General features: G+C 68.0%; 20 protein-coding genes, 1 tRNA gene and 1 pseudogene. 9 read left to right on the forward strand and 13 right to left on the reverse strand.

The window, feature by feature from the left end:
* Positions 1–42: 42 nt before the first annotated feature.
* Positions 43–642, reverse strand: coding sequence for a type IV toxin-antitoxin system AbiEi family antitoxin domain-containing protein (locus H609_RS0102905; RefSeq protein WP_028484286.1), 600 nt, complete (start codon positions 640–642; stop codon positions 43–45).
* Positions 643–1007: 365 nt separating this feature from the next.
* Between H609_RS0102905 and H609_RS14280 the strand changes: the two are divergent.
* Positions 1008–1288: pseudogene (locus tag H609_RS14280) on the forward strand (type II toxin-antitoxin system YafQ family toxin).
* Position 1289: 1 nt separating this feature from the next.
* A complete protein-coding gene (locus H609_RS14285) occupies positions 1290–1550 on the forward strand; it encodes a helix-turn-helix domain-containing protein (protein ID WP_028484287.1) in 261 nt (86 codons plus the stop codon).
* Between the two features lie 130 nt (positions 1551–1680).
* Here the strand turns inward: H609_RS14285 and H609_RS0102920 are convergent.
* The 5 genes from H609_RS0102920 to moaC form a co-directional block, all read right to left on the reverse strand.
* A tRNA-Phe gene (locus H609_RS0102920) sits at positions 1681–1756 on the reverse strand.
* 103 nt (positions 1757–1859) lie between these two features.
* Positions 1860–2135 (reverse strand): oxidative damage protection protein, encoded by a 276-nt coding sequence (locus H609_RS0102925; protein ID WP_018866575.1) that lies wholly within the window; start codon positions 2133–2135, stop codon positions 1860–1862.
* Entirely contained in the window at positions 2119–3177 is a 1059-nt protein-coding gene (mutY, locus tag H609_RS0102930; protein WP_028484288.1) for an A/G-specific adenine glycosylase, read from the reverse strand. Before mutY ends, H609_RS0102925 begins: the two co-directional genes overlap by 17 nt.
* A gap of 51 nt (positions 3178–3228) precedes the next feature.
* A complete protein-coding gene (locus tag H609_RS0102935; protein ID WP_028484289.1) occupies positions 3229–5409 on the reverse strand; it encodes an AsmA family protein in 2181 nt (726 codons plus the stop codon).
* A complete protein-coding gene (gene moaC, locus H609_RS0102940; RefSeq protein ID WP_018881938.1) occupies positions 5406–5894 on the reverse strand; it encodes a cyclic pyranopterin monophosphate synthase MoaC in 489 nt (162 codons plus the stop codon). The genes H609_RS0102935 and moaC overlap by 4 nt, the downstream gene beginning before the upstream one ends.
* Before the next feature lie 45 nt (positions 5895–5939).
* Here moaC and moaD point away from each other — a divergent pair, with 45 nt between their 5' ends.
* Positions 5940–6173 (forward strand): molybdopterin converting factor subunit 1, encoded by a 234-nt coding sequence (gene moaD, locus H609_RS0102945; RefSeq protein WP_018866572.1) that lies wholly within the window; start codon positions 5940–5942, stop codon positions 6171–6173.
* A 1-nt stretch (position 6174) separates the two neighbouring features.
* The gene (locus tag H609_RS0102950; RefSeq protein WP_018866571.1) at positions 6175–6612 is read left to right on the forward strand and encodes a molybdenum cofactor biosynthesis protein MoaE; all 438 of its coding nucleotides are present in this window, start codon (positions 6175–6177) and stop codon (positions 6610–6612) included.
* A gap of 317 nt (positions 6613–6929) precedes the next feature.
* On the opposite strand, the gene H609_RS0102955 is transcribed toward H609_RS0102950, so the two are convergent.
* From H609_RS0102955 to H609_RS0102975, 5 genes are all read right to left on the reverse strand, one after another.
* Positions 6930–8279 (reverse strand): DegQ family serine endoprotease, encoded by a 1350-nt coding sequence (locus H609_RS0102955; protein WP_028484290.1) that lies wholly within the window; start codon positions 8277–8279, stop codon positions 6930–6932.
* A gap of 28 nt (positions 8280–8307) precedes the next feature.
* Positions 8308–9228, reverse strand: coding sequence for a DnaJ C-terminal domain-containing protein (locus H609_RS0102960; protein WP_018880194.1), 921 nt, complete (start codon positions 9226–9228; stop codon positions 8308–8310).
* A 211-nt stretch (positions 9229–9439) separates the two neighbouring features.
* The gene (locus tag H609_RS0102965; protein ID WP_018867691.1) at positions 9440–9871 is read right to left on the reverse strand and encodes an Hsp20/alpha crystallin family protein; all 432 of its coding nucleotides are present in this window, start codon (positions 9869–9871) and stop codon (positions 9440–9442) included.
* Between the two features lie 88 nt (positions 9872–9959).
* Positions 9960–10181 carry a DUF2835 family protein gene (locus H609_RS0102970; RefSeq protein WP_018867690.1) on the reverse strand — a complete coding sequence of 74 codons (222 nt, stop codon included), beginning with the start codon at positions 10179–10181 and terminating at the stop codon, positions 9960–9962.
* Positions 10182–10184: 3 nt separating this feature from the next.
* Entirely contained in the window at positions 10185–11048 is an 864-nt protein-coding gene (locus H609_RS0102975) for a YicC/YloC family endoribonuclease (RefSeq protein WP_026280345.1), read from the reverse strand.
* Positions 11049–11132: 84 nt separating this feature from the next.
* Here H609_RS0102975 and rph point away from each other — a divergent pair, with 84 nt between their 5' ends.
* The 5 genes from rph to H609_RS0103000 all read left to right on the forward strand — a co-directional run bounded on the left by rph (position 11133) and on the right by H609_RS0103000 (position 14460).
* Positions 11133–11852 (forward strand): ribonuclease PH, encoded by a 720-nt coding sequence (rph, locus tag H609_RS0102980; RefSeq protein ID WP_026279309.1) that lies wholly within the window; start codon positions 11133–11135, stop codon positions 11850–11852.
* A gap of 3 nt (positions 11853–11855) precedes the next feature.
* A complete protein-coding gene (gene rdgB / locus H609_RS0102985; RefSeq protein WP_019584463.1) occupies positions 11856–12476 on the forward strand; it encodes an RdgB/HAM1 family non-canonical purine NTP pyrophosphatase in 621 nt (206 codons plus the stop codon).
* Between the two features lie 276 nt (positions 12477–12752).
* Positions 12753–14021, forward strand: a complete 1269-nt coding sequence (gene hemW, locus H609_RS0102990) for a radical SAM family heme chaperone HemW (protein ID WP_028484291.1) — start codon at positions 12753–12755, stop codon at positions 14019–14021.
* A complete protein-coding gene (locus tag H609_RS0102995; RefSeq protein ID WP_026279307.1) occupies positions 14021–14215 on the forward strand; it encodes a CPXCG motif-containing cysteine-rich protein in 195 nt (64 codons plus the stop codon). Before hemW ends, H609_RS0102995 begins: the two co-directional genes overlap by 1 nt.
* The gene (locus H609_RS0103000; RefSeq protein WP_018867684.1) at positions 14212–14460 is read left to right on the forward strand and encodes a transcriptional antiterminator, Rof; all 249 of its coding nucleotides are present in this window, start codon (positions 14212–14214) and stop codon (positions 14458–14460) included. Before H609_RS0102995 ends, H609_RS0103000 begins: the two co-directional genes overlap by 4 nt.
* Before the next feature lie 194 nt (positions 14461–14654).
* Here the strand turns inward: H609_RS0103000 and rho are convergent, their stop codons facing one another.
* Positions 14655–15914: a transcription termination factor Rho gene (rho, locus tag H609_RS0103005; RefSeq protein ID WP_018867683.1), complete on the reverse strand. Its 1260-nt coding sequence runs from the start codon at positions 15912–15914 to the stop codon at positions 14655–14657.
* 189 nt (positions 15915–16103) lie between these two features.
* Positions 16104–16430 carry a thioredoxin TrxA gene (trxA, locus tag H609_RS0103010; protein ID WP_028484292.1) on the reverse strand — a complete coding sequence of 109 codons (327 nt, stop codon included), beginning with the start codon at positions 16428–16430 and terminating at the stop codon, positions 16104–16106.
* Between the last annotated feature and the right edge of the window lie 3 nt (positions 16431–16433).

Raw genomic sequence — 16433 nt, forward strand, 5'->3', positions numbered from 1 at the left:
CGAGCAGTCGGGCACGCACCGAGGCGGCGGGGTTTTTGGGACTCACGTCAGGCTCTCCAGATAAGGGCGCATGACATTGCCGACCCGGCACAGCCTGGCAAACCGCCAGAGTTCGTCCATGCGCACCCGCTTCTCACTCCAGGCCTCGCGCAGGGCCTCCAGAGCGACATCCAGGCCAATCTTGTTGCGGTACTTGAAACAGTCCGCGACCGTCCTGGCAATACCGGTGACGCGTACCGGAACCCCTTCGATCAAGTGTTCCTCGACGCCTTCGGCAAGAAGAGGATCGGAAAAGCGGACAATACGCAGGGCCGGGTAGTCGATCCGGGGAGCGCGGGCCTTGTTGGGGATGGCAAGCCAGACCTCGAATGGCGACTGGGTGGTGAGATTATGGAAACGCAGTGCCGAGAGCAGGCACACCACGGCTCGCGGATGCTTGCGCGCGGTCTCGGCCAGCGCGGTGTGTTCCGAGACAGGACGGTCCGGCAGCGCATAGAGGCCGCGCGCAACCCGCGTGAGCATGCCCTGACGGACGAGACGCGTCAGCGCAACTCTTGGCAGGCCCAGTGGTTCCAGGTCGCGCGACCGGATCAGTCCGCGTTTGCGCGCGAGATCGAGGATGGCTTCTGCGCTATTGCCCATGCCGGCATGCTGTTCCGTTATGCCGGTAGAAGTCAATCACTACCGACAAAAAGAAACACCCTGATTGTCCACGACCGCGAGCGACGGATACGGTGCGGCGTCGCAGATACGACGCAGATCACGGTATCCACGGGCAGGATACGGCGGACGCTCATGGGAAGGATGGTGCCACGAAGCCGAGGCTGACGTTGGTACGGGGATACCTGCCGGAGAGGAACGCTGAAACAGGACGTTGCCCAGATGGGGTTATCGGCTGTGCGATGAGGAAGACACCCATCTTTCTGGCTGCCGCCTAGCCGTACTCGGCGCCCGCGTCAGGAGTCCGACCTTGATATACCATATTCAGTATGCATACTCTATTTGGTATGTGGGAGATCTTTGAACACAAGAGGGTAGAAAAGAGCCTGGCGGCCGCCCCTCCAGAAGTTCAGAAGCGGTACGAGAAGTGGAAGGACATCGTCACCATCTCCGGTCCGCAGGGGTTGCGGCATATTCGGGGCTTCAACGACGAAGCCTTGTCCGGCAAGTGGAAAGGCTTCCGATCGTCTCGACTGAATATCCAGTACCGCGTCATTTACCGGGTGGAGAAAGACAAGGTGCTCGTTGAAGTCGAGAAGGTAACTCCCACGATTACGGGAGGGCGTGACATGAGTAATTATCGCAAGGCCAAGAAGAGGGTTGAGGTTTCGGTTGGCGAATCGGTCCGGATCCTGCGTGAGCTTCAGGAAATGAGCCAGAACGATCTGGCGAATGCCTCCGGGATCCCCCAGTCGACCATTTCGGCCATCGAGAATGACCGTGTACGTCTCGGTGTTGATCGTGCCAAGGTCCTGGCAAGGGCATTGCGCTGCCACCCCGCCGTACTCGTATTCCCCGGCTGGGATGTCGAGCATGAATCGGCCGCATAGCCATCAAGCCATTCGGGAACACGCAAAGTCAGCAGGGCACCAGGTCGCAGACGCGACACAGGTCGGGCGGCCCATACGCAGACACGGCCAACGCTTGTTGATGGGGAGGATGGTGCTACGGGAAAGATAATGGTGGCCGGGGACGGAATCGAACCGCCGACACGGGGATTTTCAATCCCCTGCTCTACCAACTGAGCTACCCGGCCATACTGCGGGGGGATTCGTCCTGCGGACGAAGGGCGGTATTAAAGCGGCCCGGCGCCGCCACGTCAAGCATGCCGGGCCGGTCGCCGCGGAAAAGCCCGGATATCAGGAGGCGTTCGGGTCGACGAAGCCTTCCGGCTTCTCGGAGCCTTCGCCGAACAGGAACTTTTCCATTTCCTCTTCCAGGAACTTGCGCGCCTTGGGATCGACCGGGGTCAGGCGGTATTCGTTGATCAGCATGGTCTGGTGGCTCAGCCAGGCCTGCCAGGCCTCCTTGGACACGTTCAGGTAGATCTTCTTGCCCATCTCGCCGGGATAGGGCGGGAAGTCCAGGCCTTCGGCCTCTTGCCCGAGTTTTACGCAGTTAACGGTTCGTGCCATTGCCGGGATCCTTGTCGTCGTGCAGATAACGCTGGATGGGGGCCGGGATGCCGACCGCCCGTGATGTGCCGGGTTTATACCAAATCACCCTGTCGCCTTCCATGATCCCACACGCGCCAGCCGGGAGGTCGAAGGGGCGGATGCGCAGATCCAGGCGGTAGTGGCTGAAGCTGTGCTGCAGGCCGTGATCGGTGGCGGCCGGCACGGCGCCGGGCCACTGGGCCAGCACCCAGTCCTCCAGGGCCTCGGGGGTTTCCGCCTCGGGCAGGCTGTAGAGCCCGCCCCAGATGCCGTCCTGCCCGCGCTGCACCAGGGCGATGCCCTCTGGCGCGCGCAGGCAGGCGGCCCAGCGGGTGCGGGTGGGCAGGTCGCGGCGTGGCCGGGGCGAGGGCAGCGTAGCGGTCAGGCCCTGCTGCGCGGCACCACAGTCCTGATGGACGGGGCAGGCGTCGCAGTCGGGCCGGCTGCGGGTACAGAGCAGGGCGCCCAGGTCCATGATGGCCTGGGTGTAGTCGGCACAGCGCGTAGTCGGGGTGCGCGCCTCGGCCTCGGCCCACAGCTCGCGCTGGACGGCCGGGCTGCCGGGCCAGCCGTGGATCGCCGCGTGGCGCGCGAGCACGCGCTTGGCATTGCCGTCCAGGATGGCCTCGGGGGCATCATGCGCCTGGGCGATGATCGCGGCGGCGGTGGAGCGGCCGATCCCGGGCAATGCCTCCAGACCCTCGCGGCGAGCGGGGAAGACACCCCCGTGCTCCGCGACCACCACCTGCGCGGCCCGGTGCAGGTTGCGCGCGCGGGCGTAGTAGCCAAGCCCCGACCACTGGTGCAGCACGGCATCCTGCGGCGCCGCCGCGAGGCTCTGCACGTCGGGGAAGCGCTCCATGAAACGGAGGAAGTAGGGGACGACGGTCTCCACCCGGGTCTGCTGCAGCATGATCTCGGAGACCCACACCCGATACGGCGTGCGCGGGTGCTGCCACGGCAGATCCTGGCGGCCGTGGCGGTCGAACCAGGCCAGCAGTCGCTCGGCGAAGGCGTTCATGGATGGGCCGGGCATGGCGGCGCCCGCCCGGGAGGCGGGCACCGGCGGTGATCAGCGGCTGCGGAAGCGGTCCAGGAGCCGGTCGGACTCCCGTTCGATGCGCTCGCGGGCGCGCTCTTCTTCCTCGTCCAGGCGTTCGCGGACGCGTTCCTCTTCCTCGCGCACCCGCTCGCGGGCCTCGTCCTCGTAGCGACCGCGCAGGGCGTCCTCCAGGTCGAGACGGAAGCTCGGGTCGGTGAAGGTCCCGCTGATGCGGATGGGCAGGGTCACGCCGCGCAGGTCGTCCAGTTCACGGCCGCCCTGGCCTTCCAGCGTGCCTACCACTGTCGTGTTCACGCGGTAGTCGAGGGTGTCGTCGTTCAGGTCGGCCTGGCCTTCGCCGCGCACCCGCAGCAGGGGCGAGCTGGCGGCGAGGTCGTCGTTGCGGACTACGCCGTCGCGAATGGTGAAGCTGCCGGCGAGTTCGCTGAAGTCGGTCTGGTTGGGCTCGTCCTCTTCCAGCTGTTCGCCGCGCAGCCGCGCCTCGGCGCGGCGGATGATCTGGGCCACGTTGATACCGCGCACCGCGCCGTCCTCGAAGCGCATGTTGCCGGAGCCGTTCAGGGCCCCTTTCAGCTCGCTCAGCAGCTCGCCGCGGGTGCTGATGTCCAGCTCCAGGTTGCCGGTACCCATCAACCGCGCGTCGTCGCCCTGGAAGTCCTCCAGCAGGGCGCCAATATCCAGGCCCTGCAGGTCGGCGGCCAGTTCGTAGCGCGGGGCGTCGTGGCGGGCGTCCAGGCGCAGGCGGCTGGTCAGCTCGCCGTCGTAGGCGGCGGCGTTCAGCGGCTCGATGTTCCAGTCGCCCGCCTCGCCCCGGATCTGCAGTTCGATGTTGCGCAGGACCATGCCCATCACGTCCAGGCGGTCCAGCGCAGCGCGGCCGTCCACGTCGACGCTGCGCAGCGCCTCCAGCGGCAGTTCGATGGCGAGGTCCTCGTCGGCATCGCGTTCGCCGTTGCCGTTGTCGGTACGCGCCTCTTCCACCTCCGGCGGCAGGTAGCGGTCGAGGTTCAGGCGTTCGCCGGAGACATCGAAGGTGATCTTCGGGCGCTCACCGCGGCCATCCCAGCCGGCGGATCCGCTCAGCATGGTGTCGTCCACGGTCACCAGGAACGGGGACATCTCCAGGGCCTGGAAGCTGCCGCTGGCCGAGAAATCGAACGCGACGCGCGCGAGGGCGTCGGGGTCGTTGGTCTGCGGCGCCTCCAGACCCAGATCGGTCAGCACGTCCTTCAGGTTGACGGTGTTGGTACGCATCTCGGTGCGCACCTGCGGCACTTCGCCATCCAGATCGGACAGCTCGGCGAACCCGGTCAGACGCAGATCGGAAACCCCCAGCGTCAGGCGTTCGAAGCGCAGGGTCATGGCGTCGGCCATCTCCAGCCCCACGTCGCTCTCCAGCGTCATGCCGACGGCGCGCGGCAGGCCGCCGCCATCCAGACCCAGGGTCGCGTTCAGGCGGCGGACGGAATAGCGCTCGTTGAGCAGGTCGACATTGAGCAGGCCGCCCAGATCCAGGGCCAGCTCCACCGGTTCGGCCAGGTCGCCGCCCTCGGCACGCACGACCGCCTCCAGATCAAGGCGCGTCTCGATACCCGGGCGGAAGCGACCGACCTGCAGCTCGAACGGCTCCAGGGTCGCCTGCATGCCGGACTCGCGGTCATCCCAGTGCACTCGGGCGTTGGTCAGGGAGATCCCGGCCACGTCGATGCGCTGCAGGGCCAGACGGGTCTCGGTCTCGGTGCGCTCGTCGTCATCCGCGCCCACGGCCTCGTCGCGGGCGGCGCCGGCGTGATCCAGCAGGTCGTCCCAGTTGTTGCGGCCCTGTTCGTCGCGCGCCAGGTTCAGGCGCACACCGTCGGCCTCCACGCGCTGAACCTCCAGCTCGCGGCGCAGCAGCGGCATTACCGCGACCGCGACATCCACCACGTCGACCTCGGCGAACGGCTCGTCGCCGAAGCCCTCGGCGTTGCCGAAGCGCACCTCTTCCAGGCGCAGCCCGAGGCTGGGGAACAGGGTCAGACCGATCGGCCCGGACAGGGTCAGTTCACGGCCGGTGGCCTCCTGCACCTCGGCCTCGATGCGCTCCTTGTAGTCATTGGCATCGAAGGTGACCAGCAGGTACGCGGCCACGATGATGGCCAGCAGGATCAGGACGGCAATCAGGCCCAGCAGGCGCTTGATCCATTTCATTCGGAATCTCCTTTCGGTTCGGCCCGCCAGGTGCCACTGCGGCCCCCGCGTTTCTCCAGCAGGCGAACACCATCAATTTGCATGCCGCGATCCACGGCCTTGCACATGTCATAGACCGTCAGCAGCGCGGTGGACACGGCGGTCAGCGCCTCCATCTCCACGCCGGTCTGCGCGTGCACCTCGCAGGTGGCCTGTACGCGCACGGCGGTATCTTCCGTCTCCAGCTCCAGGGCCACCCGGGTCAGGCCGATCGGGTGGCACAGCGGGATCAGGTCGCCGGTCTTCTTGGCCCCCATGATGCCAGCCACCCGGGCAATGCCGAGGACGTCCCCTTTCGCATGGCGGCCTTCGCGGATGCGCTGCAGGGTATCCGGCTGCATATGGATGCGCCCCTCGGCGACCGCCACGCGGTGGGTGACGGACTTTTCGCCGACATCGACCATGTGCGCATGGCCTGCGGCATCGAAGTGAGTGAATTCGTTCATGATGGCTATAATGCTTGACTCGCAGCCATGTTTACAGGGGCCGGAATGACCGTACACGTTCACTATTTCGCGCGTCTGCGCGAGGAACTGGGCCGCCCGAACGAAGAGGCGGAACTCCCCGCCGGCGGCATGACCGTTGGCGGGCTGTGGCAGCACCTCCACCAGGAGGCCCCGCCGGAGCGCCTGATGGCCGCGGTCAATCAGGAACAGGCCAGCCTGGAGACGCCGGTGCGCGACGGGGACGAGGTCGCCTATTTTCCGCCGGTAACCGGGGGCTAGGGTGGCGGTCGAGATCCACACCGACGACTTCGACCCCTGGGAGATCGTCCGGCAGGCCGAGACGGCCATCCCCGCGAACGCGCGTGGCGCCGCCAGCGTGTTCGTCGGCCGCATGCGCGACTTCAACGAGGACGAGGACGTGACCGGGCTGTTCCTGGAGCACTACCCGGGGATGACCGAGCGCGAGCTGGAACGCATCGTCGCCGAAGCCGAGGCGCGCTGGCCGCTGCTGGGCTGCCATGTGGCCCACCGCGTGGGCGACGTGCGCCCCGGCGACGCCCTGGTGCTGGTGGCGACCTGGTCGGCCCACCGCGTGGCCGCCCGCGACGCCTGCAGCGACATTCTGGAACGCCTGAAGCACGAGGCCCCGTTCTGGAAGCGCGAGACCCTCACCGACGGCACCCAGCGCTGGGTGGAGAAAAACACCCCAGGCTTCTGAACCCCACCCCTGCAGGAGCCTGCTTGCAGGCGAAGCCCCTGCCAAAGCCGGACACGGGCAGGAGCATTCGCCTGCAAGCAGGCTCCTGCAGGGACGGGCCAGGGCCTCGGGATTCCCGCTCGCATACGTCCCTACACCCTCGTCAACCCGGCCGCGGCGGAGCGGAGAGCCGGGATGACGAGACATGGGGGTTGCGCGATGGAAGCATTCTTGTGGGAGCGGGCTTGCCCGCGAAGCCCCCGCCCGCGTCCGGCTTTGGCAGGAGCATTCGCGGGCAAGCCCGCTCCCACAAAAGCCGTCGCCGGTAGTGATCTCACCTACCTCAGGGTGAGGTAGAGGGTCTGGTTGCCGCGGCGCAGCTGCAGTTCCAGGGTCTGGTGGGCGGCCAGTTGCTGCGGCAGGTCGGCCAGGCGCTCGATGCGCTGGCGGTTGATCGCCAGCAGCACGTCGCCGGGGCGCAGGCCGGCCCGCGCCCCGGCGGTGCCGGGCTCCACCGCGATGACCGCCACGCGGCTGCGACCGTCGTTTCCTGCGGTCTCGGACAGGCGTACGCCGTCGAGCCGCGGGTGGATGGCCGCCCCCTCGATGCGCCGCTCTTCCGGGCGATCCAGTCGCGCGACGATCTGCCGTTCCGTCCCGTCGCGCAGGATGTCCAGATCCACCTCGGACCCGGCGCGCAGCAGGCCCAGGCGGTTGCGCAGGTCGCTCGCGCTGCGCACCGTCTGGCCGTCCACCCGCAGGACGATGTCGCCGTGGGCCAGGCCGGCGCGCTCGGCGGCCGAGCCGCGCACCACGCGGGTGATCACGGCGCCCTGCGAGAGGTCCAGACCGAAGGCCTGGGCCAGCGCCGGGGTGAGGTCCTGCATCTCCACGCCCAGCGCGCCGCGCTCGACCCGACCTTCGGCCAGCAGGTGCTCCTGGATCTGGCTGGCCATGTTGGCGGGAATCGCGAAGCCGATGCCGATGTTGCCGCCGCCCCGCGCGAGGATGGCGGTGTTGATGCCGACCAGCTCGCCGCGCAGGTTGACCAGCGCCCCGCCGGAGTTGCCCGGGTTGATGGAGGCATCGGTCTGGATGAAGTCCTCGAAGCCGGCGCCGCCCAGGCCGCTGCGGCCCAGGGCGCTGACGATGCCGCTGGTCACGGTCTGACCGAGGCCGAAGGGGTTGCCGATGGCAACCACGAAGTCGCCCACGCGCAGGTCGTCGGAGTCGGCCAGCGGGATCGCCTGCAGGTCCTCCGCGTCGATGCGGATCACGGCGACATCGGTGGCCGGGTCGGTGCCTACCACCTCGGCCTCGTACTGGCGGCCGTCAAAGAGCGTGACCAGGATGGTGTCGGCGCGGGCGATCACGTGGCTGTTGGTCAGGATGGTGCCGGCCCCGGCATCCACGATGACCCCGGAGCCCAGGCCCTGGCGCTCACGTTCACGCGAACGCTCGGGGACATCGAAGAAGCGGCGGAAAAAGGGATCGTCGAACAGCGGGCTGACCGATTCCACCACGCGGGCGCGGGTGGCGATATTGACCACGCCGGGGATGGTCCGCTCGAGCATCGGTGCCAGCGATGGCAGCGGCTGGCCATCCACCGCGGCCGGTAGCTGGGCGGTGGCCGGTGCGGCCCCGAACAGGGTCAGGGCCAGGATCAGGAGGGGAACAAGCCGACGCATGGGCGCTCCTCGAACGGGGTTCCGATTATCAGGGCGCCAGGTTGGCGCGCGGGGCGAAGGACGACTTCTCGGCCATCTTGCGGTACCAGTCGCCGGCCTCTTCCTCCGGCGGCACCTGCACCATCAGCTTCAGGTAGAGATCCCCCGGCGGCTTGCCCGGCAGGCCCTTGCCCTTCAGGCGCATCTGCTTGCCCGACTGCGAGCCGGCCGGAACCTTCAGATTGACCCAGCCATGCGGCGTGGGGACCTCGATGGTCGCGCCCAGCGCGGCCTCCCAGGGCGTGATCGGGATCTCGCGGTAGAGATTGCGGCCGTCCAGGGTGTAGCGGCTGTCCGGCTTGACCCGGATCTCCAGCAGCAGGTCGCCGGCGCCGCCACTGCCGACCCCCGGGTCGCCCTGGCCGCGCACGCGCAGGCGCGAGCCGTCCCGGGCCCCGGCGGGGATGCGCACGCGCTGGACCCGGCCCTCGGCATCGTTGACCGACACCTCGGTGCCCTTGAGCGCCTGGTCCAGAGTGATCTCCACCCGGCCCTCGCGGTCGGCCCCGCGCATGTTGAAGCCGGCCCCGCCCGAACGGCGGCGACCACCGCCCATGCCGCCGCCACCAAAGATGGAGTCGAAGAAGTCCGAGAAGCCGCCGAAGTCGGCCCCGGCTCCGGCGCCCCCGCGGGCCCCGCCGTGCTGGGTCCAGCCGTCCCAGCCGGGCGGCGGGCGGAAGTCCTGGCCCTGGCGCCAGTTGGAACCGAGCTGGTCGTAGGCCTTGCGCTTTTCCGGATCGCCCAGGGCCTCGTACGCCTCGTTGACCTCCTTGATGCGGGTCTCGGCGTCCGGGTCCTTGCTGACATCCGGATGGTACTTGCGCGCCAGCTTGCGGTAGGCCTTCTTGATCTCGTCCTGGCTGGCGTCGCGGCTCACACCGAGGATCTTGTAGTAGTCCTTGTATTCCATTGCGTTCCTCGAACGATTGCGTCCTCGGGTGACACCCGGATCCCGCCTGCGGTCATGGCGATCATGATAGCCGGGATGCGGCTGTCACCCAGGGAGACACGAAACCGCGCCTCCTCGGGGCCTAAAAAACCGGGCGCCACCACGGGAACCCCCGGGGCAGCGCCCATGTTGCGCCCGGTCAGGGATATCCTGCCGGGCCGGTGGGGCCGGATCAGCTCTCGATCTGGATCCGGCGCGGCTGCACGCGGGCCTGCTTCGGAATGCGCACCTCCAGCACGCCGTTCTCGCTGCGCGCGGAGATGTTCTCGGCGTCGGCCGTATCCGGCAGCGAGAAGCGGCGGAAGAAGGTGCCACGCACGCGTTCGATGCGCTTGTAGCCGTTCTTCTCCTCTTCGCTGTCGTGCTTGCGCTCGCCGCGCAGGGTCAGCACGCCGTTCTCCATGTGCAGCTCGATATCCTTCGGGTCCACCCCGGGGATGTCGGCATGCAGCACGTAGGCATCGGTCTCTTCGCGGATATCCACCGCGGGGGCCCAGTCGGAGGTCGCGGCGGAGTCCTCGGTGCCGGGCATGTCCGGCATGCGACCGAGTTCGCGCGACAGTTGGCCGAGCAGGCTGAACGGTTCGTAACGGGTCATGGTCATGGCGTTCCCTCCTTGTGCGGGTGTCATCTGACTCACCCATAGACGTAGGGACACATCCCGCGTTTTCAAGGGCCTGGGGGCAACCCCGTTACGCGAGACGGCGAAACTCGCGCAGCTTGTAATCGTCGTCGGTGACCAGCTCGAACACGCCGTGTACCCCGCGCTGATCCAGGTGGCTGCGCAGCAGCCGGGCGGGGAATTGCACGCTCTCGCCGCTGTCGGCCTGGGCGAAGACCACTGCGGCGCGACCCGTGTAGTAGTCCTCCATCTCCTGGCGCGATATGGCCAGACGCAGGCGAAACCGGCGCATGGGCTATTCCAGGTTCTGCACCTGCTCGCGCAGCTGCTCGATCAGGACCTTCATCTCCACGGTGGCGCGGGTGATCTCCAGGTCATGCGACTTGGACGAGATGGTGTTGGCCTCACGGTTGAACTCCTGCATCAGGAAGTCGAGCCGCCGCCCGCTGGGGCCGCCCTGATCCAGGACCTCGTGCACGGCCGCCACATGGCCGTCGATGCGGTCCAGCTCCTCGGCAATGTCCATGCGCTGGGCCAGCAGGGCGACTTCCTGCTCCAGACGCTTCGGATCCAGATTCAGGTCCAGCTCGTGAATCCGGGCGAGGATGCGGCCGCGTTGCTCGTCCAGCATCGGCTGGCGCCGCGCGCGAATCGCCCGGGCGTGCTCGGCGAGTGCGTCCAGGCGCGAGCGCATGCCGTCGGCCAGGGCCGCGCCCTCGGTCGTGCGCATCGTGACCAGGGCCTCCAGCGCGTCGTCGAAGCCCGCCAGCAGGGGCTGCGCGAGGCTCTCGCCGACATCGGCGTTGCCCTGGAGCACACCCGGCCAGCGCAGGACGTCCAGCGGCGAGACCGGCGCCGGGTTCGGCATCATGCGCTCGATGGAGGCGCAGGCCCCGATCAGCGCCCGGACGCGCTCGTGATCGAAGGCTTCCGGGGCGTTGTCGGCCTGGCCACGGTCGCGCAGGACCGCATCCACCTTGCCGCGCGCCAGGCGGGCCTTCAGGCGGCTGCGCACCTCGGCCTCCAGCGAACGCAGGTGATCGGGAAGATGGATACGCAGCTCGAGATAGCGGTGGTTGACGCTCTTCAGCTCCCAGTCGAACACGCCCGCGTCCAGGCTCATCGCGTGCCGGGAAAATCCGGTCATACTGGTGATCATGCGTCCCTCCATGGTGATCCCTGCTGCGTGTGGCGGTGGCGGCCCGTATACTGCGCCCCACTCAAATCTAGCAAGGATCACAGCATGCGACCCAGTGGCCGAACAGCCGACGCAATGCGCCCCGTGCGTTTTACCCGCCATTTCACCCGCCACGCGGAGGGTTCCGTACTGGTGGAGTTTGGCGATACCCGCGTGCTGTGCAACGCCACGGTGGAGTCGCGCGTGCCGCCGTGGCTGAAGAACAAGGGCCGCGGCTGGGTCACCGCCGAATACAGCATGCTGCCGCGTTCCACCCATGACCGCATGGTGCGCGAGGCCGCGCGCGGAAAGCTGGGCGGCCGCACCATGGAGATCCAGCGCCTGATCGGCCGCTCGCTGCGCGCGGTGGTGGACCTGGAGGCCATGGGCGAGCGCCAGATCATCGTCGACTGCGACGTGATCCAGGCCGATGGTGGCACCCGCACCGCCTCCATCAGCGGGGCCTACGTGGCGCTGCACGACGCCATCCGCAAGGCGCGCGAGCAGGGCCTGATCCGCAAGGATCCGCTGCACGGCCAGGTCGCCGCGATCTCGGTGGGCATCTGCGGCGGTGAACCGGTACTCGACCTCGACTACGATGAGGACTCGCAGGCCGAGACCGACCTGAACCTGGTGATGAACGAGGCCGGGGGCGTGATCGAGATCCAGGGCACAGCCGAGGGCCACGCCTTCCGCCGCGACGAGCTGGACCAGATGCTGGACCTGGGCGAGAAGGGCATCCAGGAGATCTGCGAGGCCCAGCGCGCCGTGCTCGCAGAGGGCTGAACCATGAGTGAGGCGCGCCGCGTCGTCCTCGCCACCGGCAACCCCGGCAAGCTGCGCGAGATCCGCGCCCTGCTGGAACCGCTGGGGCTGGCGGTCGAGGCACAGTCCGAGCACGCTGTGCCCGAGGCCGACGAGACCGGACTGACGTTCGTGGAGAACGCGATCCTCAAGGCGCGCAACGCCGCTCGCCACACCGGGCTGCCGGCGATTGCCGACGACTCCGGGCTGGAGGTCGATGCCCTGCACGGCCAGCCGGGGATCTACTCCGCGCGCTATGCCGGCCCCGATGGCGACGACGCGGCCAATAACGCCAAGCTGCTGGAGGCACTGGCCGGCGTACCGCCGGAACAGCGCGGCGCACGGTTCCGCGCGGTCGTGGTGTACCTGGAGCATGCCGAGGATCCGGCGCCGATCATCGCCCAGGGGGTGTGGCCCGGGCGCATCGCGGAACAGGCCAGCGGCGCCGAGGGCTTTGGCTACGACCCCCTGTTCTTCGTGCCCCGGGAGGGCTGCACCTCGGCCGAGCTGCCCCCGGAGACCAAGAACCGCCTGAGCCATCGCGGTCAGGCCCTGCAAGAACTCGGGGGCGCTCTGCGCGAGCGCATGGGCAACCCGCCGGCCTGACAACCCACGCCGTCCGGCACCGGGGCCACCCGGAGAGATCGCCACGGCGCTGCGCGCCTCGTGATGACGCGGACTTCCCGTCGTTGCGAGGCTCCACAGGGGCCGTGGCAACCTCCCGACGACACCCCGGCGCATGTTCGGACCCGCGTCGGGGCCAGGCCGGGGAGATCGCCACGCGCCTGCGGCGCTCGCGATGACTGTGCTTCCTGTCCCCGTCATCGCGAGGCGCGCAGCGCTGTGGCGGTCGCCAGGGGACCACCGGCGCGCAAGGCCGCAATGGCGGGACTGGGTCCTTTCGACGCCACCCGCCCCCTCGCCTATGCTTCGCACATGACTGCCGCGTTGAACCATCCGCCGCCCCTGGCGCTGTATGTGCACCTGCCCTGGTGCGTGCGCAAGTGCCCGTACTGCGACTTCAACTCGCACGAGCCGCGCGGCGAGCCGCCCTTCGATGACTACGTGGACGCGCTGCTGCGCGACCTGGAAGGCCAGCTGCCGGATATCTGGGGCCGGCGACTGGAGAGCGTCTTCATTGGCGGCGGCACCCCCAGCCTGTTCCCGCCGGAGGCGCTGGATGCTCTGCTTTCCGGCCTGCGCGCCCGACTGCCGCTGCGACCGGACTGCGAGGTGACGCTGGAGGCCAACCCCGGGACCGCCGACCGCGCCTACTTCCGCGGCTACCGCGAGGCGGGGGTCAACCGGCTGTCGCTGGGCATCCAGAGCTTCGACGACGCGATGCTCGCGCGCCTGGGGCGCATTCACGGTGCGGCGGAGGCCCTGAGCGCGGTGGAGCATGCCCGTGCCGCCGGCTTCGAGGCCATCAACCTGGACCTGATGTTCGGTCTGCCGGGGCAGTCGGTCGCGGCCGGGATCGCGGATCTGCAGGCGGCGATCGAGCAGGACCCGGGACATATCTCCTGGTATCAACTGACCCTGGAACCGAACACCCTGTTCGCGGCGCGCCCGCCCGAGCTGCCGGAGGATGCGACGATCGAGGAATTGTTTGCCCGCGGCCAGTCCCATCTGGCGGCGGCTGGCTATACTCGATACGAGGTATCCGCCTATGCACGTCCGGGGCAGGAATGTCGGCACAACCGCAACTACTGGACCTTCGGCGATTACCTCGGCATCGGGGCCGGGGCCCACGGCAAGCTGACGCAGGTCCATCAGGGCGCGATCCTGCGCCGCATGAAGCCGCGCCAGCCCGAGGCCTGGCTGGCCGCGCCGCAGACGCACAAGGATCAGGCCGTAGACACGGCGGAGCGGCCTTTCGAGTTCCTGCTGAACGCGCTGCGGCTGGTGGAGGGCGTGCCGGCCGCGAGCTTCGAGGCGCGCTGCGGCCTGCCACTGGCGATGCTGGAACCCGCACTTTCGGAACTGCGTGCGGACGGGCTGCTGGTCGCGGATCCGGAACGGCTGCAGGCCACGGAACGGGGCCTGGCGTTTCTCAACAACGTGCTGGAACGTTTTCTTCCGGAAGGGACACCGCAGGACTCGGTTACCACGCCGATCGCCTGGCCCGCGGGCCGGGAGGAGGGTCGATGATGCGTCCCGTCGAGTTTGTCGGTTTTGCCTGCCCCTGGTGCGGCGAGCCCGGCGAGACCACGGTGGACATGGTCAGCAACGACCGCGAGTGGATCGAGGACTGCGCGGTGTGCTGTGCCCCCATCGTGTTCCGCCGCGAGGATGCCGGCGACGAGGAAATCCCGCGCATCGAGGCCCGACGGGAGGGCGAGTGAGCGAAGCGCCGCCCTATACCCCGATTGCCTGCGAGCGCTACTCCGAGCTGGAGCTGGCGATCGTGCGCGGGCAGTTTCTGCGCACGCACTGGCGGCGCGGCGAGATGGACCGGATCGCGATCGTGCGCCCGCTGGACCTGCGCACCCGGCGCGGTGCCGAATACCTGATCCTGCGCGACACCGCGGGCCGCCGGCAGTGGTGGCGCCTGGACCGCCTGATCAGCTTCGAACCCGTCTCGGGCTGAACACCAAAAGGCACTCTACAGGAAGACATGAAGACGGGAAGAACGGATCAAAATGGGCCTGTAACAGCCTCCGGCGATGGGCCGACCCACGAGGCCTCGGCCCTACCCGGATAGCCCTGAAACCTTCCGTTCTTCGAACCTTCCTGTAAACCGCCCTTGCCTTTCGAGGCAGAGGCGGCCGCAGCGGGTCTCAGCTAGCTGCGCTTCATCTGGTCGAAGAATTCGGAATTGGTCTTGGACGACTGCATGCGGCCGAGCAGGAATTCCATGGCCTCGATGTCGTCCATGCCGTGCAGGAACTTGCGCAGGATCCAGAGCTTTTGCAGCTCGTCCGGGGCGGTCAGCAGTTCCTCGCGGCGGGTGCCGGAGCGGTTCACGTTGATCGCCGGGTAGATGCGCTTCTCGGCGATGCGGCGTTCCAGGTGCACCTCCATGTTGCCGGTGCCCTTGAACTCCTCGTAGATCACTTCGTCCATCTTGGAGCCAGTATCCACCAGCGCGGTGGCGAGGATGGTCAGGCTGCCGCCCTCTTCCACGTTGCGCGCGGCGCCGAAGAAGCGCTTCGGGCGATGCAGGGCGTTGGCGTCCACGCCGCCGGTCAGCACCTTGCCGGAGCTCGGCGCCACGGTGTTGTAGGCGCGCGCCAGGCGGGTGATGGAGTCCAGCAGAATGACGACGTCGCGCTTGTGCTCGACCAGCCGCTTGGCCTTCTCGATCACCATCTCGGCGACCTGCACATGGCGCTGGGCCGGCTCGTCGAAGGTGGAGGAGACGACCTCGCCCTGGACCATGCGGTCCATCTCGGTGACCTCCTCCGGGCGCTCGTCGATCAGCAGCACGATCAGGTAGCACTCGGGGTAGTTCGCGGCGATGCTCTGCGCGATGTTCTGCAGCATCAGCGTCTTGCCCGCCTTGGGCGGGGAGACGATCAGGCCGCGCTGGCCCTTGCCGAACGGCGCGACGATGTCGATCACGCGGGCGGTGATGTCCTCGGTGGAACCGTTGCCGCGCTCCATGCGCATGCGCTCGTTGGCATGCAGAGGGGTCAGGTTCTCGAACAGCACCTTGTGCTTGGCGTTCTCCGGCGGCTCGAAGTTGATCTCCGAGACCTTCAGCAGTGCGAAGTAGCGTTCGTTGTCCTTGGGCGGGCGGATCTTGCCGGAGATGGTGTCCCCGGTGCGCAGGCCGAAGCGGCGGATCTGGCTGGGCGAGACGTAGACGTCGTCCGGGCCGGCCTGGTAGGAGCTGTCGGCGCTGCGCAGAAAGCCGAAGCCGTCCGAGAGGATCTCGAGGACGCCGTCGCCGTAGATGGCCTCGCCGCTCTTGGCGTGGGCCTTGAGCAGGGCAAAGATGATCTCCTGCTTGCGCGCGCGGGACATGTTCTCGATGCCCTTTTCTTCGGCGAAGGCCACGAGATCGGCAGCGGACATCCGCTTCAATTCGGTCAGATTCATGCGTGGGGTGCTGTATTCAACGTGGATGATCGGCGACCGGGGGTGGCCGCACGGATTGACTGGAAGGAGGCAGGGAATGGCCTGGCGGCCACTCGAACTCGTTCGATGGTAAGCGAGGCGGCGGCGCGGGGCAAGCCCGGCGAAGCCATGCGCCTGCTGGGCCTGGCGGCGGACCGCCAGGCGCGGATATTACAGGTGCTGGTCCAGGAACGCGGTCAGCTGCGACTTGGACAGGGCACCGACCTTGGTGGCCTCGACATCGCCGCCCTTGAACAGCATGAGCGCCGGGATCCCGCGGATGCCAAACTTCGGCGGCGTGGACGGGTTCTCGTCGATGTTCAGCTTGGCGACCTTGACCTTGCCGGCGTATTCTTCGGCGATTTCGTCCAGAATGGGCGCGATCATCTTGCAGGGACCGCACCACTCGGCCCAGTAGTCCACCAGGACGGGCTGGTCGGCCTTCAGGACGTCCTCGTCAAAACCGGCGTCCGATGTGTAAACAATTTTGTCGCTCACTCC

This window comes from Thioalkalivibrio sp. ALE17 (assembly GCF_000425605.1).
Classification (GTDB): Bacteria; Pseudomonadota; Gammaproteobacteria; order Ectothiorhodospirales; family Ectothiorhodospiraceae; genus Thioalkalivibrio.